This window comes from Bacillus sp. CFBP9009, assembly GCF_036541465.1.
Lineage (GTDB): Bacteria > Bacillota > Bacilli > Bacillales > DSM-1321 > Peribacillus.
The window spans coordinates 191,142-213,954 of sequence record NZ_JAZHFU010000001.1; the positions used below are offsets into that span (position 1 = coordinate 191,142).

The 22,813-nt window shown below is 37.4% G+C and carries 25 protein-coding genes and 1 riboswitch; of the genes, 11 read left to right on the plus strand and 14 right to left on the minus strand.

The features are described 5' to 3' along the window. Positions 1 to 138: 138 nt before the first annotated feature. From V3595_RS01050 to blaOXA, 6 genes are all read right to left on the minus strand, one after another. Positions 139 to 1,653 (minus strand): glycoside hydrolase family 32 protein, encoded by a 1,515-nt coding sequence (locus V3595_RS01050; protein WP_485905027.1) that lies wholly within the window; start codon positions 1,651 to 1,653, stop codon positions 139 to 141. A 131-nt stretch (positions 1,654 to 1,784) separates the two neighbouring features. Next, positions 1,785 to 3,251 (minus strand): glycoside hydrolase family 68 protein, encoded by a 1,467-nt coding sequence (locus V3595_RS01055; RefSeq protein WP_485905029.1) that lies wholly within the window; start codon positions 3,249 to 3,251, stop codon positions 1,785 to 1,787. A gap of 231 nt (positions 3,252 to 3,482) precedes the next feature. Beyond that, entirely contained in the window at positions 3,483 to 4,763 is a 1,281-nt protein-coding gene (locus V3595_RS01060; RefSeq protein WP_485905031.1) for an ABC transporter substrate-binding protein, read from the minus strand. 38 nt (positions 4,764 to 4,801) lie between these two features. Further along, positions 4,802 to 5,974, minus strand: coding sequence for a response regulator transcription factor (locus V3595_RS01065; protein WP_485905033.1), 1,173 nt, complete (start codon positions 5,972 to 5,974; stop codon positions 4,802 to 4,804). Between the two features lie 61 nt (positions 5,975 to 6,035). Further along, entirely contained in the window at positions 6,036 to 7,796 is a 1,761-nt protein-coding gene (locus V3595_RS01070; RefSeq protein ID WP_485905034.1) for a cache domain-containing sensor histidine kinase, read from the minus strand. Positions 7,797 to 8,357: 561 nt separating this feature from the next. Continuing rightward, positions 8,358 to 9,149 carry a class D beta-lactamase gene (gene blaOXA, locus V3595_RS01075; RefSeq protein ID WP_485905036.1) on the minus strand — a complete coding sequence of 264 codons (792 nt, stop codon included), beginning with the start codon at positions 9,147 to 9,149 and terminating at the stop codon, positions 8,358 to 8,360. 198 nt (positions 9,150 to 9,347) lie between these two features. On the opposite strand from blaOXA, the gene V3595_RS01080 reads away from it, so the two are divergent. The 3 genes from V3595_RS01080 to V3595_RS01090 all read left to right on the plus strand — a co-directional run bounded on the left by V3595_RS01080 (position 9,348) and on the right by V3595_RS01090 (position 11,059). Further along, positions 9,348 to 9,992, plus strand: a complete 645-nt coding sequence (locus V3595_RS01080; RefSeq protein WP_485905038.1) for an alpha/beta hydrolase — start codon at positions 9,348 to 9,350, stop codon at positions 9,990 to 9,992. Between the two features lie 94 nt (positions 9,993 to 10,086). Next, positions 10,087 to 10,476 carry an iron chaperone gene (locus V3595_RS01085; RefSeq protein ID WP_485905040.1) on the plus strand — a complete coding sequence of 130 codons (390 nt, stop codon included), beginning with the start codon at positions 10,087 to 10,089 and terminating at the stop codon, positions 10,474 to 10,476. Positions 10,477 to 10,567: 91 nt separating this feature from the next. Continuing rightward, positions 10,568 to 11,059: a PTS sugar transporter subunit IIA gene (locus V3595_RS01090; protein WP_485905041.1), complete on the plus strand. Its 492-nt coding sequence runs from the start codon at positions 10,568 to 10,570 to the stop codon at positions 11,057 to 11,059. A 121-nt stretch (positions 11,060 to 11,180) separates the two neighbouring features. On the opposite strand, the gene V3595_RS01095 is transcribed toward V3595_RS01090, so the two are convergent. Then, positions 11,181 to 11,759 (minus strand): hypothetical protein, encoded by a 579-nt coding sequence (locus V3595_RS01095; RefSeq protein WP_485905043.1) that lies wholly within the window; start codon positions 11,757 to 11,759, stop codon positions 11,181 to 11,183. Between the two features lie 141 nt (positions 11,760 to 11,900). Between V3595_RS01095 and V3595_RS01100 the strand changes: the two genes are divergently transcribed. Then, positions 11,901 to 12,176, plus strand: coding sequence for a hypothetical protein (locus V3595_RS01100; RefSeq protein ID WP_485905045.1), 276 nt, complete (start codon positions 11,901 to 11,903; stop codon positions 12,174 to 12,176). Between the two features lie 200 nt (positions 12,177 to 12,376). Beyond that, positions 12,377 to 12,793, plus strand: coding sequence for a VOC family protein (locus tag V3595_RS01105; RefSeq protein ID WP_485905681.1), 417 nt, complete (start codon positions 12,377 to 12,379; stop codon positions 12,791 to 12,793). A 77-nt stretch (positions 12,794 to 12,870) separates the two neighbouring features. Here the strand turns inward: V3595_RS01105 and V3595_RS01110 are convergent, their stop codons facing one another. After that, positions 12,871 to 13,386 (minus strand): GNAT family N-acetyltransferase, encoded by a 516-nt coding sequence (locus V3595_RS01110; RefSeq protein WP_485905046.1) that lies wholly within the window; start codon positions 13,384 to 13,386, stop codon positions 12,871 to 12,873. 147 nt (positions 13,387 to 13,533) lie between these two features. Here V3595_RS01110 and V3595_RS01115 point away from each other — a divergent pair, with 147 nt between their 5' ends. Continuing rightward, on the plus strand, positions 13,534 to 13,977 hold the full coding sequence (locus V3595_RS01115; protein ID WP_485905048.1) for an ATP-dependent metallopeptidase FtsH/Yme1/Tma family protein: 444 nt from the start codon (positions 13,534 to 13,536) through the stop codon (positions 13,975 to 13,977). Between the two features lie 206 nt (positions 13,978 to 14,183). Next, a riboswitch (ZMP/ZTP riboswitch) is annotated at positions 14,184 to 14,262 on the plus strand. Between the two features lie 106 nt (positions 14,263 to 14,368). Next, on the plus strand, positions 14,369 to 15,568 hold the full coding sequence (locus V3595_RS01120) for a phosphoglycerate dehydrogenase (RefSeq protein WP_402899302.1): 1,200 nt from the start codon (positions 14,369 to 14,371) through the stop codon (positions 15,566 to 15,568). Between the two features lie 94 nt (positions 15,569 to 15,662). Here V3595_RS01120 and V3595_RS01125 read toward each other — a convergent pair whose 3' ends face one another. The 5 genes from V3595_RS01125 to V3595_RS01145 form a co-directional block, all read right to left on the minus strand. After that, complete coding sequence (locus tag V3595_RS01125; protein ID WP_485905050.1) at positions 15,663 to 15,830, minus strand: hypothetical protein; 168 nt, start codon at positions 15,828 to 15,830, stop codon at positions 15,663 to 15,665. Next, positions 15,827 to 15,988: a hypothetical protein gene (locus V3595_RS01130; RefSeq protein ID WP_485905052.1), complete on the minus strand. Its 162-nt coding sequence runs from the start codon at positions 15,986 to 15,988 to the stop codon at positions 15,827 to 15,829. The genes V3595_RS01125 and V3595_RS01130 overlap by 4 nt, the downstream gene beginning before the upstream one ends. A 384-nt stretch (positions 15,989 to 16,372) precedes the next feature. Then, positions 16,373 to 16,855, minus strand: a complete 483-nt coding sequence (locus V3595_RS01135; RefSeq protein ID WP_485905054.1) for a hypothetical protein — start codon at positions 16,853 to 16,855, stop codon at positions 16,373 to 16,375. Positions 16,856 to 17,043: 188 nt separating this feature from the next. After that, positions 17,044 to 17,514 (minus strand): FixH family protein, encoded by a 471-nt coding sequence (locus V3595_RS01140; RefSeq protein ID WP_485905056.1) that lies wholly within the window; start codon positions 17,512 to 17,514, stop codon positions 17,044 to 17,046. Positions 17,515 to 17,541: 27 nt separating this feature from the next. Next, entirely contained in the window at positions 17,542 to 18,885 is a 1,344-nt protein-coding gene (locus V3595_RS01145) for a PepSY-associated TM helix domain-containing protein (RefSeq protein ID WP_485905058.1), read from the minus strand. A gap of 358 nt (positions 18,886 to 19,243) precedes the next feature. On the opposite strand from V3595_RS01145, the gene V3595_RS01150 reads away from it, so the two are divergent. From V3595_RS01150 to V3595_RS01165, 4 genes are all read left to right on the plus strand, one after another. Further along, positions 19,244 to 20,305: a M4 family metallopeptidase gene (locus V3595_RS01150; protein ID WP_485905060.1), complete on the plus strand. Its 1,062-nt coding sequence runs from the start codon at positions 19,244 to 19,246 to the stop codon at positions 20,303 to 20,305. Between the two features lie 32 nt (positions 20,306 to 20,337). Beyond that, positions 20,338 to 20,652 (plus strand): protealysin inhibitor emfourin, encoded by a 315-nt coding sequence (locus tag V3595_RS01155; protein WP_485905061.1) that lies wholly within the window; start codon positions 20,338 to 20,340, stop codon positions 20,650 to 20,652. A 482-nt stretch (positions 20,653 to 21,134) separates the two neighbouring features. After that, entirely contained in the window at positions 21,135 to 21,689 is a 555-nt protein-coding gene (locus V3595_RS01160; protein ID WP_485905062.1) for a competence protein ComK, read from the plus strand. A 164-nt stretch (positions 21,690 to 21,853) separates the two neighbouring features. Next, the gene (locus V3595_RS01165; protein ID WP_053536199.1) at positions 21,854 to 22,123 is read left to right on the plus strand and encodes an excalibur calcium-binding domain-containing protein; all 270 of its coding nucleotides are present in this window, start codon (positions 21,854 to 21,856) and stop codon (positions 22,121 to 22,123) included. Between the two features lie 271 nt (positions 22,124 to 22,394). Here V3595_RS01165 and V3595_RS01170 read toward each other — a convergent pair whose 3' ends face one another. Further along, a complete protein-coding gene (locus tag V3595_RS01170; protein ID WP_485905064.1) occupies positions 22,395 to 22,706 on the minus strand; it encodes a hypothetical protein in 312 nt (103 codons plus the stop codon). Positions 22,707 to 22,813: the final 107 nt, after the last annotated feature.

The following is a 22,813-nucleotide window of genomic DNA, read 5'->3' on the forward strand; positions in this document are numbered from 1 at the left end:
TCAGCCATAGCGAAAAGCCGGATTTCAATACTTGTTGAATCCGGCTTTTCGTTATTACTCCCATTTGAAGAGTTTTGGGTAGACATGGTGAATTGTGGTCAAAGTATAAACCATAGTATCGCCATTCATAAATGATGTTCAATTAATCGAATCGAGGTGTTTGATCTTAATATTATTAAAGACCGCTTTGCCTCCCTCTGAGAAGAGGGATATTCCTTTATCATCAAATTCAGGGAATATTAAATTTGAATGTGCAATCTTTCCATCATCCACAAACACTTCAATACTTGTTTTATCAATGAGGATCTTTAAGTGAACATGTTTCTTGCTAGCATCATATGGAGCGATGCTTTTAATATATTGATTACTTTCGTCAGGGTGTTCGGTAAAAGTTCGATTGACATAAGAGTAGTTTTCTTCTGCAAAAATTCCTACGTCAATGTGGCGTGTTTGATCTGCTGATTCCCGAAGCCTTAAGCCTACATTGTTTATGTCTGACCAATTGATATCGGTCTCCAATTGATATACATCACCTTTTACATCTAGTGTTTTGGAACCATTCACTTCAATTTTTTCATAAGAATCCGTTGTACTCGTCAATTCTTTCAATGCTTCGATAGGTTGTGAAGATAAATAATATAGGTTGTTCCCTGCTTGTTTTAGCCCGATTTGGCGAACGATGGAATCCATTCCATTAAAGCCTTCTTTTAGGGTCGGAGTATTATCGGCATAGGCCCAATTATTCATCCAAGCTAGTGCATACCGTTTGTTATATTTATCGCTTTCTGTCCCATCTTCAAATGTAACTCCACCATACCAATCGAAGCCATAATCTAACCATTGCGGTTCATTGTAATCTGGGAAGTATTCCATTCCATCAAAGCTTCCAGTCCAATAGGCGTATGTGTTTGGTTTACCATTCGATTGCCCATTAGCACTGACACCAAGAACCCATTTTAAAGTCCCATCATCCGCCCGTAACAAATAAAGGTCCGGGCACTCGACAATACCTATGTTTTTCGTGACAAAACTGCTCATATACTGCCAATCTTTTAGGTTGTGAGACTTATAAAAACCTATTTTTGTTCCTTCAGCCATGACCATTATCCATTTATGATCATTGTCATCCCAGATGATTTTTGGATCTCTAAAATCTTTCGTTCCTGGATTTGAAATGATAGGATCATCACTGTAGGAGGTAAATGTTTTACCGTTGTCCGTACTATACCATAGAAATTGTTCCTGTTTACCGCCATCCTTGGAGGGCTGCGTAACAATTGCCACAAGAGCATCTTTTCCAAAGCCAGCCGTATTTTCCTTGTCCACAACGACTGATCCCGACCAAGGATCTCCATTATCATTGGTATATTTCGGAATGGCTAATCCTTGATCATTCCAATGCACCAAGTCCTCTGAGGTTGAATGTCGCCATTCTGTTCCATTTCCATCCGGATAATCCCCATTATAGAGGTAAAAGTAATGGTACTCTCCATCAATAAAAATCGGCCTCTGAGGATCGTTTTTCCATTTGTCAGGTACAGTGAAATGGTAGTTAGCTCGATACGATTCCTCTTCATGCTTAACTGGTAAAGTTGATTTAACTAAAAAGACTAATAATCCGGCAATGAACAATCCAAGTATTAATAGAGCCAACGACTTAAAACCTTTCTTATTAAAAACTATTTTGTCCAAGTAAATCACCACGCTAATCAAAAAAGAAAATGCCGATTTTGCAGACATTTTCTTTTTTGATTTATTTTGTAAAAATTGGGATGAGCATTAAATTATTGGTTATTCGTTAGTTGACCCTGTTCCTGAATACTATCTTCTATCACAGCTGTATTTGGCCCTTTAATGTTAAGTGAAAAACTTGGGGCAAAGGTAGATTTATGGTCTTTAAAATAACCTCTATTTGTCATGTAACTTGTGATAACTACATTATCGCTTTCCGGTTGTGGGATAGCATAGTGAGCGTATGTCCAAGTAATATCATAAGGATTAAGATCTTGATGTAAGACAATTCCGGTTTTATTTAACGGTTTGTATGGGCCAGTTAAAGAATTTGCCACGTAGCCTAACATGTAAATATCTTTATCATCAATTCCATCAATGGTCATTTTTGATCCTCTTGTACTTGTGAATAAATACCATTTTCCGTCCTTTTTAAATATGTTAGGACGTTCAATTTCATCTGTTACTGTATTCGAAACAATCAGGGGTTTCATTTCGTTTTTTAATGTATAATCATCGTTTATTTCAATGATGCCAATTGCACCATTTGCTAATTCAGCTAAACCTTTTTTAGAGCTTTGCAGAAGTTTATCCTTTTCAGCTTGGAAGAATTTATTGCTGTTGCCATAGTAAGCCCTGTTGTATAGGGATTCTTCTCCTTGGTAACCATATTCAGTCCCAGTATTCGCTTCAAAAACAAGGTATTTACGACCCTTATCTTCAATATAGTGAGGATCTCTAAATGTATGATTATCACTAAAATTTTCATCACCGAAAGCTTTATCATGTGATTGATAAAACTTGCTGTCTCCGCCTTCATAGATGGATTTGTAATCTTCTACGCCATCCACTTGCAATGTATTAGCACCTGACTCAGATAAGTTTACTTGAGCCGTCGTTAATGTTTGTTTACCGTATTGCTTAGAATCTGGTGAAAACTGTCCGCGATTTGTATAGAATAAGCGAACTTCTCCATCAGATGTGAAGGTTGCAGAACCGGACCACTCTTCTGCTTGATTTTTTAAATAAGGATCATTTGGAACATTTTTATCATTATCATCAAATACTCTGCCAGCATTTTTCCAAGCATCAATGGATGTTTCTCCAACTTTTTTGTAGAACAAGTAAATGAACGTGTCACTACCATTTTGAGGGTCTCCAGCCAATCCGAATACGATATGATAGCCCTTATATTCTGCCACTGTACCATCAGCGTTTTGTAATGGCCAAGTATCCCATACATCCATATCAATTAAATTTCCTGATTTGTCATACTTTTTTGCTGAGGGAATGTTTTTTATTGTTGATTCGTCAAACTTGGGAACTGTAAACTTTGCATCGCCTTGTTGATTAATCATTTTTTGCATGTCGTAACGAGTGATTTGTGAAGTGCCATACTTTTCATTGTGATCTAATGGGTCTTTTGCCGCCGCGAAAGTTTCTGAGCGACTGCCTCCTAATAAGATAACTGTACTAAGTGTTATTACTGTTGCTTGTTTGGCAAGCCTGTTAAGGTTCATATGCCTTCCTCCTAGAATGTTTATTAGTATATAAAAATAAAGTCTAGTGGAACGATTACTTTTTGGGAGTAATAGTCCCGCCTGTTTGAAGTACTAATAAAATTATAGGTTAGTCTTAATTCTATGGATATGTCATATATTGATTAGAATTTAGTCTTATATTGATATCGTAGTTTTCGACATAAAAAAATGCCTCAACAAAGGAGGCAAGAAGTGTTCAGAAGTCCTATTTTATTCGCTGGAAGCCCTTTCCCATGACCTCTGAAACTCGTGCAGTAATTGAGTACGATTAAGCTTGTTTCCTACATATAGTTGCATGGCAGCTCCAAATTCTTCTCTTATTCCAACAGGGAAATCATACCAGTTTGAGTATAACGTTTTTCCTTCTTTATAATACTGAATTGTTTCATCAGCAAGAGGTCCTAAATTGTCAGCTTCAATGTTAGTGAAAGCAGGAATGAATTTAAAGCGTTCTGTCAAAAACATTTTGCCTTGTTCGGAAGAAACCATCCAATTTAAAAATCTCTTCGCTTCTTTCTTCTTTTCTGGTGTGGTTTGTTTGTTTACAACCCAATAATTCGGTACGCCGACCATCAAGGCTTCCTTCTTAGGTTGATCATTTATTGGTATTGGCATAAATCCGATGTTCATATTCGGTGATTGTTGATCGATCATCGGCTGTATCCAGTTTCCTTGTTGAATAATCGCTGCATTTTCTGAAGTGAATAGATTCACTTCCATGTTGTAATCTGTTGTTAGCGGGTTATTGTTTCCATACTTTAATGTTACATCCAACAAATTGATTAGATCATTGAATTTTTGATTATTATATATTGTTTCAGTTCCAGCATTTAGGCCTTTTATAAAAGCCGGTGGATCTTCTTGTTCTGTAAAACCGACATTCATTAAGTGGTCACCCAATTTCCACTCTTCATAATATCCAGTTGCAAAAGGAGTAACCCCTGCTTTTTGCAATTTTTCCGCCACTGCTATTAATTCAGTCAGCGTTTTGGGTAATTCATCGATTCCTTCCTTATTAAATATATCCTTATTATAGATGAATCCGTACCCTTCCAGATTAATCGGCATCCCATGAATTTTCCCATCGAATTTCATAGGGGTTAACGCATCTTCATATGCATGTTCAACCCAGGGTTGGTCAGAAAGATCCTCTAAATATTCACTCCACTGTTTGGCATTTTCGTATCCGCTGTTTGTGAAAATATCAGGACCATTGCCAGTGGCCATTTTTGCTTTCAAATCAGCAAGGTTATCCATAGCCCCGCCAACCGTGTGAACCTTTATATCTACATTTGGATTTTCTTTTTCATAAGCAATCACCATTTGTTCGAACTGCGTAGAAATTTCAACTTTCGGATTCCTTACATTCAAAGTGATTTTTCGCTCTGAAATTTCCGGTTTTTTTGTTCCGCTCTCGGTCTTTGTTTGACATGCACAAAGTGATAGGCTCAATATTCCGATTAAAAATATGTTTAGTATCTCTTTTTTCATCATGTCACCCCTGTAATTTTCTAATTAAGGTGAATTATTTACTTCTGATCTGCATTCTTTTCACCGTTTCGGTACTCGAATGGTGTCATGCCAACCACTTTTTTGAATAGTTTTGAAAAGTATTTCTCATCCTGATAGCCGAGCATTAAAGAGATGGAGTAAATACTTTTTTCGGTTTCTCTTAACCAGCGTTTTGCTTGGTCAGTTCTTAGTTTAGTGATGTATTTGGACAGGAGCATTCCGGTTTTTTGTTTGAACTTTCTTGAGATATGTTCGCGACTTAAGAAGAATACATTCGATAGTTTTTCTAAACTCAATTCTTCCATGTAATATTTTTCAACATATGAAACTATATCCTCTATGCGACGTGCAACATCCAAGTCATCCAAACGGTGGATGGATCTGAAGTTTTGATTTTTCATTGCTTTTTGTAATGACTTAAAGGAATTGTGGATATCCCCCAATGATTCCAAGGGCTCGCCACAAACAAGGCGAACAGGAATATCAAATTGATGACTTATCCATTCTTCAACGGATAACCAATGGTCAGGTATGGTGATCACTAGACAAAGATTATGATCATTCTGAAGCGCAAATACATTTCCGATTTTCCGCTCAACAAGTTCGTCAGCGAGTAACTGAATGTAGGGGGCAGGATGGTGCATTTGGTAAAAGGAAATTAATGTAAGGGTGTATCCGCCTGCTTTTGGAAGATATGACTCAATATCGTTTTTGTCGAAGTGTTCCCCCATACAAGCGGCAGTAACTAATTGATTACTCCGAAACCTTTTAACATCTTCATATACACCGGTATCTTCATTAGCACGAACTTCCTCTTCATTCGCCCATGATTTAACGGCTTCTTCCAGTGTTTTGTTAAATGCATCAGCTTCAATCGGTTTCAACAAATAATCGAAGCTGCTAAACTGAATTGCTTTACGCATAAATGAATAGTCGTCAAAACCCGAAATTAAAATCACTTTACCAGGATAAGAAATGGAATCTAGCCACTCGATTAGTTCGATACCGCTCATTCCAGGCATTTTCACGTCTGTAAAGATGATTTCCGGACTTTCCTTCTCTATCATTCTTTTTGCATCATCGCCATTACTTGCTTCTAATAGTTGGGTGATACCGTATTTTTCCCACTGCCCCAAATGGCGTATTACGTCACGTACATTGAACTCATCATCGACAATTAAAGCTTTCACAGATTTCATCTCCTTATATGAATGAGTTAAAGTGTCCGTTTTTGAATAGCTACGAAGCAATCTATTCATTAGCAAGCGGAAATTCTAGTGGAATCACTATTTTAACGGAAAATCCTTGTCCTTGATACGTATCCACTTCCAGACCTGCTTTTGATCCATAATTTAGAACTAAACGATCATAAATATTTTTCAGACCGATATGATTATTTGAATATGTGCTTTCATGTGGGGACGCGTATATATTTTCTCTTAATATTCGAAGCTCCGCCTGAGTCAAACTAGGACCCGAATTTTCAACGATGAGGTGTAAAAATTCTCCTTGTATTTCTCCATGAATAGTTAAATGAGCATGATAGAAACCTTCTTCAAAACTGTGTTTAAAAAAGTTTTCAACGAGGGGCTGAAGAATCATACTTGGAATCGTCATATCAAGGATCGTCTCGCTTATTTTAATAGAATAGTTCACATTGTCTCCAAAACGCTCCATTTGAAGGTTTAGGTATGCTTCTATATAATTCATTTCATCTCGAACCAACACCCATTGGTTTGCCTTAATGGAGTAGCGCATCATTTTAGATAGTGACGTCAATAAATGGTAAACTCTTGGAGAATTAGATCTTAGGGCAACTGCACCAATAGATTGTAACGAATTAAATAAGAAATGCGGATTAACCTGAGATTTTAATGCTCTGAATTGGTTTTTTCTATTTTCTATTTCGAGTTTATATTCTCTTTCAATGTGTAGATTGATTCGGTTCATCATATCCTTCATATGTTTTTCCAGCTCACCAATTTCGTCTTTTCTTCCATCGTCAAAGGGGACATCCATATTTCCACCTTTTATTGTTCTCACTTTCTTGCTAAGAAGTTTAATGGGACGAGTAATTCTGTATGAAATAATACCAATCATTAATAGCCCTAACAAGCCGACTATTAGTCCAACAATTATATTTGTATAGGCAGTCTTCCGCACATCATCGAATAATACATGATTAGGGGTTATCTTAACTAATTTCCAATGATTTAGTGTTCCTGATAATGTTTTGGTTAAGATAATATCTTCACCCGTAATCTGCTTTTTAAAATCAGGAGTAACGGATTTTCCTATAAGGGACCGATCATTTGCATACATGACATTGTTATGTGAATCCATAAGTATGACAGATTCTTCATCCTTTTGAACAAGGCTGTTACATATACGGGCATAGGCATCCAAATCTATATCAATTGTAATTATTCCGAGATATTCGTTTGAAGGCACATCGACTATTTTATGGTGAAAAGTCATCACCATTGTGTCGTCCGACTGGGGAATGATCGCTGTGTCATTGTAATTTTGAATTTGATGTGGCGGCTCAATCATGTAATTGGAGTCAGAGCTATAAAATTGTTTTATCGGTTCCTCATTTAATAAATCGGGTTGAGGTTTCCGGGCGCTGACCGTCGCATTATAAACTGTAAACGATTCTTTATCCTTATCAATATAAAACCGTACTTGACGGATTTCGTTTCGCATCAGATAAAAGGTTTCTATACTTTTTTCCATCGCAATCGGGTTAAAATATATCGAGTCTTCAAAACCATTTTTAAAAATCCGGAATAAATCGGGATTTCGATATAATATATATGGAAGATTAATCATGTCATCAAAGTATTGCTGCAGTTCTTCAGCGTTTTTCTGAAGTTGTTCTTGGCTATTTTCAAGCTCATGTCTCTCCACACTATTTTTTGTATAGCTGTAGATCAGAAACACTGATAGAAAATACGGTAAGATGATAAAAAGAAGTAACATTAACAATAAGCGACTTTGAATGGTTTTCACAGAAGGTGCCCCTTTCGCTAAAGGCCCATTTTTTATTTCATGCAGAGTTTATATAAACGTTACAAACAAATAATCCTTAGCTCCATTATTATGATGCAGTATTTTTGCTTTATTTAGTCTTAAGAGTTTATGAAGGGATTGCTCTAGATGGAATCACTACAGTGACGGCGACCCACATAAATTAATTAAGAGATTTAGTCAGTCTTGAATTACTATTTTAAAACTATATCAAATAAACACGTATCGTCAAACATACATGTGATGCACATTGAGGACATGCATCAAATAACTATTGATATTAAAAAAAGAAAAACTCATAATTTATCATTTTTCAAAGTTAGAAGAAAGGAAGAGTATAAATGATTACGAATATAGGAGCTTGTCTAGAAGAGTTTTGAATGGTGTGCTGACAAATCAGGTGAATTACAGTTAAAATCGATTACTTTGTACTTTCATTTTTTTAGTTAGGGTCAACTTTTCTTCTACAGGCTAAAAGGTTTTTCAGATACCTTTAAGATAAAGCAAAACGCATGCCCAAGAATTAAGAGCATGCGTGAACTTTTATTCTTCTATGATCTCCAACTCTTTCAGGGCTTCAAGAGTAATCGTTTTGGCTTTGCTTCCGCTGCCGTCGATGTTCGTTGCGAAAGCCCATTTTCCTTTGTCCGTTTCGATGTAACCCACATACCAGCCCAATCCCATATCAGAAAGGCGTGTCCCGGTTTTTCCATGGAGGACATATGAGTCTGCTTCTTCATTGATCATGATTCTCTTAACGGTTCTCATATGCAGCTTATCGATAGGCAGTTTTTCTTCTACAAGGTTTTCGATGAATTGGACTTGTTCCCGGGCAGAAATCTTTATGCTGCTGTCGAGCCAAAACTGGTCGATCCCCCCGGAGATATCATGATTGCCATAATCTATCAGGTTCACATATTGCTGCATATCTTCCGCACCGATATCGCGGGCCATTGCTTGATAATACCAGATCACTGAATGCCTCATGGCTGAAGCCAGCGTATGATTTCTGTTCCAATCCTCAAATTCCCTGATTACACCATCCCAGCGCTTCACTTCATATTCATCGCTTACCGCTTTTGTCTGTAAGCCGATTAATGCATTCGCGACTTTAAATGTCGATTCTGGAGTGTAGCGTACCTTACTTCTCTGTTTATTATAGATAAATACTTTATCATTTTTTAAGTTTTGAAGTACCATCGTGCCTTCCGCACCATCGAAAGACTCCCCGATATCCAGTTCTTTCACCTTTTGATCGTTTGCACTTGCATGAATCGTACTCATGGAACCAGTGACTAGCAGGACAAGAATGAAACATAACGCTTTGATTTTCATTACACACTCTCCTTTAAGGCTGGATTGATCGATCATCAGAGTAATTTCCATAAAATAGGTTGATAGCTAAAGTATACCTATTTCTGATAAAAAACGAAACTAATTCTTGGATTCTGTTTAGATAGTATCGATCAAGGAGGAATTCAGCAGGTAGCTAATGAATACTAAGAGCAAAAGAAAGAATGGGAGGAATCTATCATGGAGGTTAACCAAAGAAAAATAAATAGTAATGAAAAAGAAATTACATACACACATATTGAAAACGGAAGTCCTGCCGTTTGTTTTATGTTTTCAGGTGCGGGGTACACGTATGAGAAGCCGTTATTCTATTATTCGACGATGATCATGCTTCAAAATCAGTATGATGTCGTACATATTCATTACGCTTACGACCAGGATATTTTCAAGCATCCATTGGTAGATATTACAAAAGTGATCGTTAATGATATCAATCCCGTCATTACGGAAGTACTTCAAAATCATGAATATAAAGGAACAGTATTTCTAGGCAAATCACTTGGCACCATACCCATCATCAACGGAATTATGAAAAGTGAGCGGTTTATGAAAGCCAAAATGATTTTGCTTACGCCGCTATTGAAGTTCGATTGGATTTTTGATGGGTTATTGAGCAGCAATCATTCAGCACATATAGTTATAGGAGAAAAAGATCATCATTATATTCCAGGTAAAATTCAAGCGATTGAAAGTAAAACGAATATAAGCATGGATAAAATCCCACATGCAAATCATTCATTGGATATTGAACCTTTCGATACTTCAAGGACGATTATCATGCTAGAAGGTGTAATGAATAGAATGGAAGAGTTTTTAAAAATATAGGTTAGCGAAATACAAAAGGGATTCAATCCATGGGTTGGTGGGGGAGAATGTTATAATAAGCGTATTGTAGTTTGGATTTAAGAAGGGAGAAAAGATGGAGGGAACCAATACATTTCATTCAATTGATGAATACATTATACAATTTCCCGAAGAAGTTCAGGAGATATTAAAAACGTTAAGAAAAGTCATAAAGGATGCAGCACCGGATGCAGAAGAAAAGATAAGCTATCAAATGCCTACCTTTGTTTTATATGGAAATCTGGTGCATTTCGCTGCCTATAAAAAACATATAGGATTCTATCCAACTCCAAGCGCGATCTCTGCGTTTGAATCTGCCTTATCTGAATATAAATGTTCAAAAGGGGCCGTTCAGTTTCCACTAAACAAGCCAATTCCTTATGAATTAATAACCGAGATGGTTATATTTAGAGTGGAAGCGAACAAAAAGAAAAAAGCAGAAGGCAAATCTCAAAAGAAAAAATAACATCGATTATTATCAGAATTCACAAAATGCTTAATATATGAGAGTATGAGCTGCAAGGATTTAAGGACCGAAAGAGAAAGGTGGAAATAATATGTTCAAAAAATTATTCAGTAAAAAAGAAAGTGTGGAACAACTGCTTGCTCCTATAAACGGACAAGTAATAAAAATAGAAGATGTTCCGGATCCGGTGTTTTCCGGGAAAATGATGGGGGACGGAATAGCGATTCTTCCTGAGGAAGGGTTGGTCGTATCTCCAATCGATGCAGAAGTGATCCAGGTTTTTCATACTAAACATGCTCTAGGCCTCCGTACGAAGAATGGCATAGAATTGTTGATTCATATTGGCTTAGAAACAGTTAACCTTAAAGGCGAGGGATTTGAAGTCCATGTTGCAGAAGGGCAAAATGTAAAAGCAGGAGACAAGCTTGTTACATTTGATATCGATTTTCTAAAATCAAAAGCTCCAAGCATCGTAACACCGATTGTTATCACGAATGGCGAGCTAGTTGAAAAACTGGAAAAAACAAATAGTACCCAAGCAAAAATTAACGAAACACAGATTATGAGTGTTTATTTGAAATAAAAGAAAAGGTACCATCAGACTTCGTGCCTTCTAGTACATGAAAAACAGTCCTTACTGGCGAATGCCGGCAAGGACTGTTTTACTATATCTGCAAGACTTCAGCTTCACTTAGCACAGTGAGCTATTCCAATTGCACATGCCCTAAATCACTATTAAATGATTTAAGATCATTAATTAACTGGTTAATATTTTGGCTTGGACCGCTATCATATAGAGCATTTCTAAATCTTAAAAACTTGGTTCCCTTTTCTATTAAACTATTCAATAGCAGATTTTCAGGGAATCTTAGTGTGGATTTCTTAGGAATATCATTCCATTCTTGGCTTGCAAAACCATGGTACCATGTAAATAATATAGCTGGATTTTTTTCTATTAGCTTTTTCATTTGCCAATCCATAGAACGTTCGGAAAAGCCAAAGTTGCCAATACCGGTATTTAAACAATCATACATTGCCTGTAAAATTGAAAGCCAAATACCGTCAACATCATCCCAATCATAAAAGCTCGAGAGAAATTGATTTTGATAAGATATAATGACTGTGCCGTATAAGGAAGTTCCTTTTGAAGTAAATAGCTGTTGATTTCCCAATTGCTTAGCGCTTGAGTGATGGATTGGGATAAAATCCCCGTTAGCTAATACATGTTTATCAACTATTGCATCATAACCATTTTTTGATATATATGTCTGAATGGTAACCATCTATGAACCACCTATCCCATAGGGTAATGTTTTCGTTTCCCATCTATTTTTTGAACTTGTGCTGCATTTGCAAAACGAGGATTGCTCTTACTTGCATAATAGGTGGTGCTTCGAGCGTTTGCTTAGCTATCGGAGGACGCAATGATTGGGATCAATCCTGGTAAAACAACTGAAATCAAAACCAAAACCAGTAAAGAAAATTTTCCGGATACTTCATGTTTTAATACTAATTTTCATATGCATACCTCCTTAAAAGTAATTAATTTTAGTAAAGCATGGAATTATATAGTTTTTATTTCAAAAAAGACAAAATGTGTTTTAGTTTTGAAACCATCTGGTATACGAATTTTAATTTTTATGCGCCATCCAATGTTGAAGCAGCAAGGGGAGAGGCATATACTTCTTGAAATTTCTTAAGGTAAAACTCCCAGGTTGTTTTAAAATTGAATCAGCCTGTTTAATATTTGAAATACTTTAAGTAGGTGAATTATGAATGTTCCCCGTGACTAAGGTTGTATCTGTTCAATGTGAATGCAATCACTGCTGCAAGCAGGATAATCGAAAAATGCAGCGAATAGTAGGTGAGTGAACAAATAAATCAAGCGAGGGTGAATTGGATGGGAGTTCAAGCAGAAAAGATCTTTGTAAACTTGCCTGTTAAAGATTTGGATGCCTCAGTAGAATTTTTCACAAAGGTCGGCTTTGAGTTTAACGAGCAAATGACCAATGAAAATGCGACATGCATGGTTATCAGCGAGTCCATATATGTGATGTTATTGGTGGAAGAGTACTTTAAAACGTTTACCAAGAAGGAAATCCCGGATTCTGCAGCGAGTACGGAAGCCATCGTCGCCCTGTCCGTTAAAAGTAAGGAAGAAGTCGATGAGATCGTGAATAGGGCACTGGATGCTGGCGGAAAGCCTTTTAACGAAGCCATTGATCATGGTTTCATGTATGGTTGGAGTTTTCTGGATATCGACGGACATTCTTGGGAAGTATTTTACATGGACGAAAGCGGATTTAACCAAAATTAAACCAAAAGCAAGACACAATCCTTCACGAAGGACTGTGTCTTTTTTAGTGTTAGTAAGCGATCTTAGCTGAAGTTCATTCATAACAATACTGGGCTAATATCCTTCCACTCATAAACCAATAGATTCAATTCAGCGCCAGCCATTTTGATTTTTTCTGTTTTAAGCAATTCAGCACCAAATGCCTCATAGAAGTATCGAGATTCATTATCTTCAAGCACCTCAACGAAAATTGTCTTGAATCCCAGTTCTTCGAATTTAAAAAATAATTCTTTGATGAGTTTCTTACCTATCCCCATTCTTTGAAAATTTTCGAGGATATAGATAGCAGTTAAATCACCAGAATTCTCAACTTGATTCGTATCCCTTTTCCCGCCATCTATAAATCCAACTATTTTTCCTTCGTTATTTTCTGCGACATAAACATAATTTTCATCTCTATTTATATTCTTTATCCATATATCTTTCCTTTTCTCATAAGACAGATTATCTAAAAAATCACTCGGCATTATTTCTTTATAAGTAGTTCGCCAGCAATCCACATGGACTATTGCTATAGCTTCCGCATCAGCAACCGTTGCCTGTCTTATTAGCATATTAGTTCCTCCTTTTTTAAGTTTGCTATATTTCTTATCTTTTACTAATATTATCCATTTTGCAACTAATCGGCCCGGGATATTCCAAGAATTAACTTTGTATGTTACTATTTCCTATAGTTTGTATAATGTGGAAGAAGGTATGAGATGAAGCGGATTTTCCGTAGTAAAGTATTTTATTTATTAATCTTCTTGGTTACCTTGGGGATTGTGCTGGTTTTTAATAATGACAAAGAACCGACTGAGAAATTAACTGAAGATGAATTTTTTACAACCTTAGAGGATGGGAAAGTGGCATTTTTAGGGTTAGAGCCACAAAAAAGTGTTTATGAAATAAGAGGTGGGCTGGTAGGGTATGAAAAGGATCAATACTTTATCGCGTCTGTACCAAATAGTGAAATTTCACTAGATAGAATGAATAATGCTGCAGAGGAACATGATATAGAAAAAATTGAGGTTACGCCAGAAGACGAGACAAGTGGATGGGTCACTCTTTTTACAACGACCATTCCGTTCATGATTATTTTCATGCTGTTTTTAGTCATATTACTATTTACAGTTGTAATAAAAAGATTGAACCGTCATAGATAATATAGGCTTGATTGGAGTTTTCGTCGATATATTCCTATTTTCGGAGATAAAACTATAGATTTCGTCGATATATTTCTAATTTCGCAGATAAAACTGTAAGTTTCGTCGATATTTCTGGTGAGTTGTGACTTCTGCAAAAAAAGGGATAAACATATAATTTGATATTGAAGATTGCAGAATAGTTTGATAGAATGAAATAAATGAAAAAGACTATGTGCAACTGGCGAAACACGGATAACCGTGAGGGAACACATAGTGTCGTAGCCGTTCGCCTGGGCAGAGGTAAGGGATTTTATCCCTTGCCTCTTTCTGTATATTAACAGATAGTAAAGGTTTAAAGTCAGTATTTTGAAATTTCAAAACTATCATATTCAAAAGAGGAGCAAACAAAATGAGCACAATTCTTTTAGAAAAAGTGAAAACGATCAAGGCGTTAAATAATATTGCCGAAAGCGGATTGAATGTATTCAACAAAGGGGATTTTACGGTTGATAATGACAGTGAAAACCCTGATGCAATCGTTCTTCGCAGCTTTAACATGCATACTATGGAATTCGGCGATCAGTTAAAAGCAATCGCAAGGGCAGGGGCTGGAGTCAATAATATTCCGGTCGACAAATGTACCGAGCAAGGAATTGTCGTTTTCAATACACCTGGTGCTAACGCAAACGCTGTAAAAGAAATGGTGCTAACGACATTAATGGCTTCATCTCGTAACCTTTTTGCAGGTGTGGCTTGGACAAAGACACTAGAAGGCGAAGGAGAACAAATTCCAAAGCTTGTTGAAGCAGGAAAGAAACAATTCGTTGGTAAAGAAATCAAGGGAAAAACTCTTGGCGTAATCGGTTTAGGAGCGATCGGTGCACTTGTAGCGAATGATGCGCTTGATTTGGACATGGATGTCATTGGGTTTGACCCGTTCATCTCTGTTGATACAGCTTGGAATTTGTCACGCAATGTACAGCGCGCCATGACGATTGAAGAATTGTTTGCAGAATCTGATTATATTACAGTACACGTTCCATTAACAGACGACACAAGAGGAATGTTCAACCAAGAAACATTCAGCATCATGAAGCCGGGCGTACATATCTTGAATTTCTCACGCGGCGAGCTAGTGAATGAAACTGATATGCAAGCTGCACTTGAAAGCGGAAAAGTAGGCAAGTTCATTACAGACTTCCCGAATGAAAACGTGTTGAAAATGAAAAATGTCGTTCCAATTCCGCATCTTGGTGCCTCTACGCTAGAGTCAGAGGAAAACTGTGCGATCATGGCAGCTCGTCAGTTGAAGAGCTTTTTAGAAACAGGGAACATCAAGAACTCTGTGAATTTCCCGAACACTTCCCTTCCTTATACAGGAAACCGTCGTGTGGCAACTTTCCACGAAAACGTTCCGAACATGGTTGGGCAAATCACGCTGGCTGTATCAAGCTTTAATCTGAACATCGCTGACATGGTTAACAGAAGCCGTGGGGGATATGCCTATACGATCATCGACATTGACGGTGAAGTAAACGGCGATATCATTCCTGGATTGGAAGAAAAAATCAAACAAATCGAAGGCATCGTTACAACTCGTATTATCTAATTGGAACCGGAAGAAAGATGATTAATAGTGAAAGCCTCAATTCCTTTAAGGAGTTGAGGCTTTTTTAGGCTTTGTTTATTAAACTAAAAATCTGTCAGGGGTTCACCTCCGTTTTTTCTTCATAATGTACAAACAACATCAAGTAGAGTGCGAATAGAAGATGCAAATAAAGTGGAATATCCTTATCGTTTTGAATGGCAACAAATACGTAAATTCCATATAGCAATATAGGAATGGTTAAAAGGATTCTGAGCTTAGTCATATGCCATCCTCCCATTTATCCTCAAATATTAATACATCAAGCATTTGAGCCACTTGAAAATCCTTTTCTGCTATTGCATTTATTAAACTTGTACAATTATTTTCCCTGAGAACATCTGCTAATAATTGTAGGTCCATGGTCATTACTGATGTTTTCATAGATTCACCCTCCTAATTAACTAAATATTCTGTCACTTCTGTTAATACAATAGTATGAAGTACAGTGCAAATGCTGTCAATCTATATTCCATCTGTACTCATTTTAAGTTAATGGAATTATAATTTATCTACCAAAATAACTATCTCATATATATATCTACTTAGTGAGATAGGCAAAACGGTACCCAACAGGGGAAGCATTGCGATCAGCTGAACGCCAGGGAGCAACGTGTTGCGAACCTTAATCAATGTAACCTTAAATTCCCAGACAACCTTTCAGTTCAATATGACTTTTGTTTATCCCTCTAAGTAAAAGAATCGCCCCTATGAAATACAGAGACGATTCCTTATGTTAAACACCCTTTCTACACAGACAGGATTACCCTATATTGTTCTTCCCCAAAAATTCTGATGCTGATGAAGGATATTCGTTGTTAAAAAAGCTCCAACAGGAGGTAATTGCTCGGTATAGGCATTACCGCTAATAGGAAATTCATGCAGAGCTATATCAGTAGTGGCAATCCATGATCCGGACTCACCTGCTTGCAGAGAGGGAGGCTTCATAAGAAAACGTCCTTGAAGAATGAAATGTCGAATTCTACTCTGTTGATCATCAATTATGGTTAAGTTGCCGGTGAAAGTGGCATAAGGTGAATCAAATGCGATTTGTTTGGTGCTTTCATTCCAAAATCCATTAATCGGAATGGGTCTGCCACGAAAATTAACCGTACCAACCACCCTATTTTCTATAATGGAGTTAATGGTAAGTGTGCCCCAAATAATCGTTCTGCCAGCTATTGAAGAGTGGATACCCCATATAGATGGGAATGGAAAGCTAATTGAAGCAGTTCCCTGTGAAGTTACCAATGCTATGCCCTCCCTTAAAGGGTGTTTATGTTCTGAGGAAGATTCATTGTTTAAAGCAGTATATGCAGCACGAGCAGAATAATTTAATGAACAAAGGTGAGGTACTGTAAATGCATTCTCTCAGATTCATAAAAATATCCATAAAATTATCCGGTCTTCCATTGAAAACCGGATTTTAAATAAATGTTTTAATGATGATGTTCATGACTTTCTTCTTGTTTTTGGATTCCTTTTTGCAAGAATTTCAATTCGCTTTCAGACAGTTTTCCTACGATAAACTGTTTTTGAGGCATAATGATTGAACCATCGTTGCTAGCATGTACTTTTATATAGTATAGGCCATCACTATCAAAGTTTTTACTTAAAGAATAAGTACCGTTTCCCTCTTCCTCAGCCTGTTCCATACTATATTTGAGCGAGCCATCCTGTTTCCATATCTCAAAATGAACAAAATCTGCGTTTTCAACCATTTTACCACCTTGAGTAAGAACGGCCTTTATGGTCTCCTGTGTATTAGCTGAAAAGGATGCTGGTATAATTATTTCAGCTTCAAGCGGTGTTTCTTCTTTGTATAGATTAGTGACATCCTTTTCAAGTGAACAAGCACTTAGCAATGTGCTGAAAATAAAGATTAATGAAATACATATATTTTTTTTCACGGCAAAAGCCACCCTTTACATTTCGAATTATCCATTCAAAAACTTCTTAATTGCAGATATTCTGTTAATGATTAACCAGTCAATTAGCCAAATGACAATAAGGGACAAACCAACCAAAGGAAACAAAATTCCAAGACCTATTAACAGAAATAGAAAGAATTTCACGTTCTTTATTTGAGGAGCTTTTGGTGCACCTAATCCTTTTTTCGGCTTTCGCTTCCACCATAAATAAAAACCACTAAATGCAACAAGCATGATTCCCAAGCATATAAGAAGGCTGATTATTTGGTTAATCAAACCAAATTGAGTCCCTTTATGCAAGGTAATTCCCCAAGCAACTATTTTTCCTATTAAACCGTAATGATCATAACGATAATCAGCTAGAACTGCACCGGAATATTGGTCAATATGTATAGTCGCTTCATCTTGTGCTTTCGGTGGAAAAGCTGACAATGTATAAACGCCATCTTTTTCTTGTGGAATATTAATGCTATAACTTGGATGCATACCTTCACGATTCGCTATCGTAACTACATCATCAATGGACAATGGGATAAAACCTTGAATATCTGAGATGGGTACATCTAAATTTTCTGCTGCCCAAGGAACATCTGCAATGTCTTTTGTTTTCATTAAGGATGTTGGAGCACTTCCTGTCCATATGGAAGGAGGGTACCCAGATCCGGAATTGGTAGTTAACGATTGAAAATTACTTCCCCAAAAACCTGACCAAGGCAATCCTGTCATAATTAAAAATAACATACCCGCAGTTATCCAAAAGGCAGGTACTGCATGTAAATCTCTTCTGAAAATATTCTTCCCTTTATTTAGTCTTGGAAAAAGAACACCTGAAAGGCTTTGCTTCTTTTTTGGATACCATAAATAAAGACCAGAGACAATTAACACAACTGCCCAACACGCAGCTAACTCTACAATTCTATCTCCTAAGGTGCCAGCCATCAGTTCACCATGAATTTCCTCGATTTTATCCATGATTCTGTCTTCATCATTTAACTTTCCAATAGATTTACCTGTATATGGGTCTATGAAAATCGTAAGAGACTCATTATTAGCAGTGATGCTTACTTCGCTCGAACGAGAGGCACTTTCTCCGGGATGATACTTTGTCACCACTGCATCAGGGTAAAGTTCCTTCACACTCTCAATCTGCTGGGATGCGGGTAATTTATCTCCTTGCGGTGTAACCTCTTGGTAGTCTTGGTAAAGCAAGTGTTCAATCTGCGGCTTAAATAAATAGATTGAGCCAGTAACTGCCAGAATAATAAGTAAGGGTGCAAAAATGATTCCAGCGTAAAAATGCCATCTCCATACTGTTCTATACAGAGAGGTGTTTGGTTGTTTAGTTTCCATTTAAACAGGACCTCCGAGTCGTACTATTAAATTTACTATATAAATGATAAAAGAAAATTGTGAGAAAAATATGAAATTCATTTAAAAAAAGGAAGTTTGTATTTGTTAAAGATTAAATGCCATTTCGACTAAGAAGGAGTTAGCAAGTAGTAGAACAGTAAGAAATGGAGGGAAATGAGGTATTTACGGCGAAAGTACACTATAGAAATGTGTTGAAAATAGGAAGAGCATCAAGGTGACCATGTAAACGGATTTAAACTGCTAATGAACCGATGTTGAAGACAAAAGCATTAAGAAAAGCAGCTTTTGAAAAAAGAAACTGTAATAGATCGTAAAAAAACATGAAGGAGTGACGGATATGCACAAAAAAGATTGTTCCAAATTGAAGTGTCAGTGTTTCATCGTACCTAACTATATTCTTGAGACTTTGGCACAAAATGAAGTGGAAGAAGCACGGATCAGTTTAGCGAAAAGCCGTCAAATGCGCAGGCGCAGAATTTTGAAAGAATACGATATTGACGGTGTTGTCGCTTTAACGGATGCAGGATCTGGTCGTCATGGTGAATCTGCCCGCCATGTTTATGATTGCAGGGGGGGAACGAAACTCCGGGAGAATGAGGCTAGGAAAGAAGGAGATCGATCAAGTGCAGATCCTGTAGTTAACGCTGCATATGATTATAGCGGAGTTGTGCGTGATTATTTCAAGGATGTTTTGCACCGTAATTCAATTGATAACCAAGGCCTTGATCTCATTCTGAACGTTCATTATGGGAATAAATTCACGAATGCCTATTGGGACGGAGATGAAATGGTATTTGGTGATGGCGATGGGGTCATCTTTAGCAATTTTGCCAATTCACTCGATGTAATCGGACACGAACTGACACATGGGGTTACGCAGTTCACAAGTGGATTGGAGTATGAAGGCCAGTCCGGGGCTTTGAACGAACATCTTTCAGATGTGTTTGGAGTTGCCATAAAACAATTTCACTTAAAGCAAACAGCAGGTGATGCCGATTGGCTAATCGGTGCTGATATAATGGGACCAACACTGAAAGGGCAGGCCCTCCGTTCGATGAAAGCGCCAGGTACGGCATTTGACAATAAGTTAATGGGTAAAGATATTCAGCCTGATCATATGAAGAACTTCTATAAAGGAGAACGCGATAATCATGGTGTCCATATCAATAGCGGCATACCAAACAAAGCCTTTTATCTAGTATCGATGGAGATCGGAACAGACAAAGCGGCCTTGATCTGGTTCAATGCGATGCAGAATTTATTTGCGACGGCGAATTTCAATCAATTCGTGCAAATTGTCATCAAGGCAACGCAAAAACTTGTTGATAGCGGAGAAGTTACGAAAACAGCGATCAAGACAATTGAAAATGCTTTTAAAGCGGTTGGACTGCCTGAGTAGTCATATTCCATGAATAGGAGGCTCCATCTACCATGCATATCAAATTTAGCTGCATAGGGGGATTTGCCAACCTCGACTTGAATTTTCAGATAGATACAGAGAAATTGCCGAAAGAGAAAAATGAGGAATTGCAGAACCTAATGAAGGCAGCTGACTTACCTAATGCTAGCCAAAGTAAAATGGCTGGAGCTAAAGCGCAAGGGTTCGACGCGTTTTCATACCAGCTGGATATAGCCGATGAAAAGAAGCAGTCTTACTCATTTACTGACATAACCGCTCCAGAGGAAGTAAGACCCTTATTGGATTATCTACGGAATTTAGCAATTGAAATAAAAATGGCAGAATAACCAAGAAAAAAGTCTATCATCACGATAGACTTTTTTTGTGGTCTTAAAATTTCACAAAAATGTCATTTTATTTCACTTTTATATGAATTTTGACTATTTGTTCTCTAATTGGACACATATTAACAAGAAAATAGCAATTTAGAACAGCAGATTTTAAAAGGAAATTCGAAAGTATAGACCTTTGATGGGATTTTGTAAAGAGTCAGCCAATCAAACAGGCGATGCAGTCACAAAAGGGAATGAATTTTGAAAGAGGTAAAATTAGATGGATTTTACAAAAAATTCATAAAATAGGATAATAGTCGCATGGAGGTGAATGACATATCAAGAAATGAAAGTGACGATAGACGGAAATCAAAAAACCCCTAGATGAGTACGTCCTGGAAGACATCACCTAAGGGCTTGGGAGCAGGAGTATACCTGCCTCTATATCCAGTATACTCCAAAAAAAATGAATAGGGAAATGGGGAGTGAATGGAAGGATGATACGAAAAAACTATTTATTGAATAAGGAAACGGTGGGATTGATGGAGCGTTACGATTCCAATGGTGTGGAGATGTCCACGGTAGTGGAGGGAGAGAACACATTCCATGTTGCCCAACCGCGCCAGGAAATCCTGAATAACACGTTAAACTACTTTGGGTTGGATCTGGATGGCGGACTTGCAGCAGCCAAATCCGTGCTTGGCGGAAAATACAGGCTGCCAGTCTGCATAAACGCCCAGCAGGGAATGGTCTGGTTCTCCTCCCGCTCATTCCGGAAAAGAGGAGGAGTCTGGTTTTCCTACATCCACATTCGTGACTTAGAGGAAATGAACGAAAAAGAAACGCTGGTCCACACAAGCTATGGACATTGCCTTCCTGTAAACTTAAGCAAAAATCAGCTCGCCTTCAAAAGGGACCAAGCATCCTATCTGCATACGACCTTCCATGAACGCTCCTTGGGCAAAAAGACCTTTTATTACGAACCGGGAAGCGGAATCACCTTTTGCAAAGAACCCGGGGAGGTCCATTACAGGGTGAAAGGGAAGGAATAATAAGATGAAGACCGCCGAATTGGCGGTCTTTTCTTAGGATTAGATAAAGTGAGAGCGGGTTTTATTTAAGAAAACTCTAACTATACAAATATAGTTATTGTGAAAAATGGAATGATACATTACGATTAGTAAAAAGGTGATTTTTGGGAAAGGGAGTACATATTTTGAAACGAGTATTTGCTATTTTACTATCTTTTGGACTAGTTTTAGGTCTCTCGTTTGGCGCGAATGACGTTGCCAGTGCCAAAACAAAGGTGAAGACTTATAAAAACTGTACAGCATTAAATAAAGACTACAAAGGAGGCGTAGCTCGTACATCTTCCGTTAAAAATAAAGGAGGAAAAACGAAATACAAGCCTCACGTTTCAAAGGCGCTTTATGATGCCAATAAAAAAAGCGATCGCGACAAAGACTTTATCGCTTGTGAAAAATAAGAATTATTCAAAGAGACCTTTTATAGGAAGGTCTCTTTAGTTTGTAGACAAAAGGGGTTCCATCTGAATTTTTAAACAAAGTTGATTGGAACGGAAGGTGCGAGACTCCTGCGGGAAAAGCGAGTCCAGGGGAGACCCCGCAGGCGCAAAGGCGCCGAGGGCGGACCGCCTGCGGAAAGCGAGTGCCTGGAGAGGAAAGTTCATTTTTGTACAAAACTAAAAAAACGGAAGCTAAAGCCTATACAGGTCTTTAGCTTTTTTCTCGTGGGTGTTATCTTTCAAACCGTCCAAAATGCGTATTTTCTCGATTTATAAGTGCATCACCAAGATTGATTCTGCTCATAAGTCTCTCATGGTCCGAAGGAAAACGTTCTTTAATGTTTGCAACTCCCTCTATTGTTGGGATATTACCATTAGGCATAGGACGTTCTTCTCTTTGAAATCCGGGGTTCAAACTATCATTAATCATTACGGGTCTGTCAATTGTATCGTTGTCATCATTATTAGTAGTGGGATTATTAGTTGGGTCTCTATCAAGGTTCCCGGCATTATTAAATGGATCATTGTTATTATCTTGTGGCATATATTTCACTCCTTCGCTTATATTATCCGCTGATAGCATTAATCTATTCGCACGCTGTACTTATCCTTATTTATATAGTAACAATCCTGTCTTTTCTAATCCGCAAC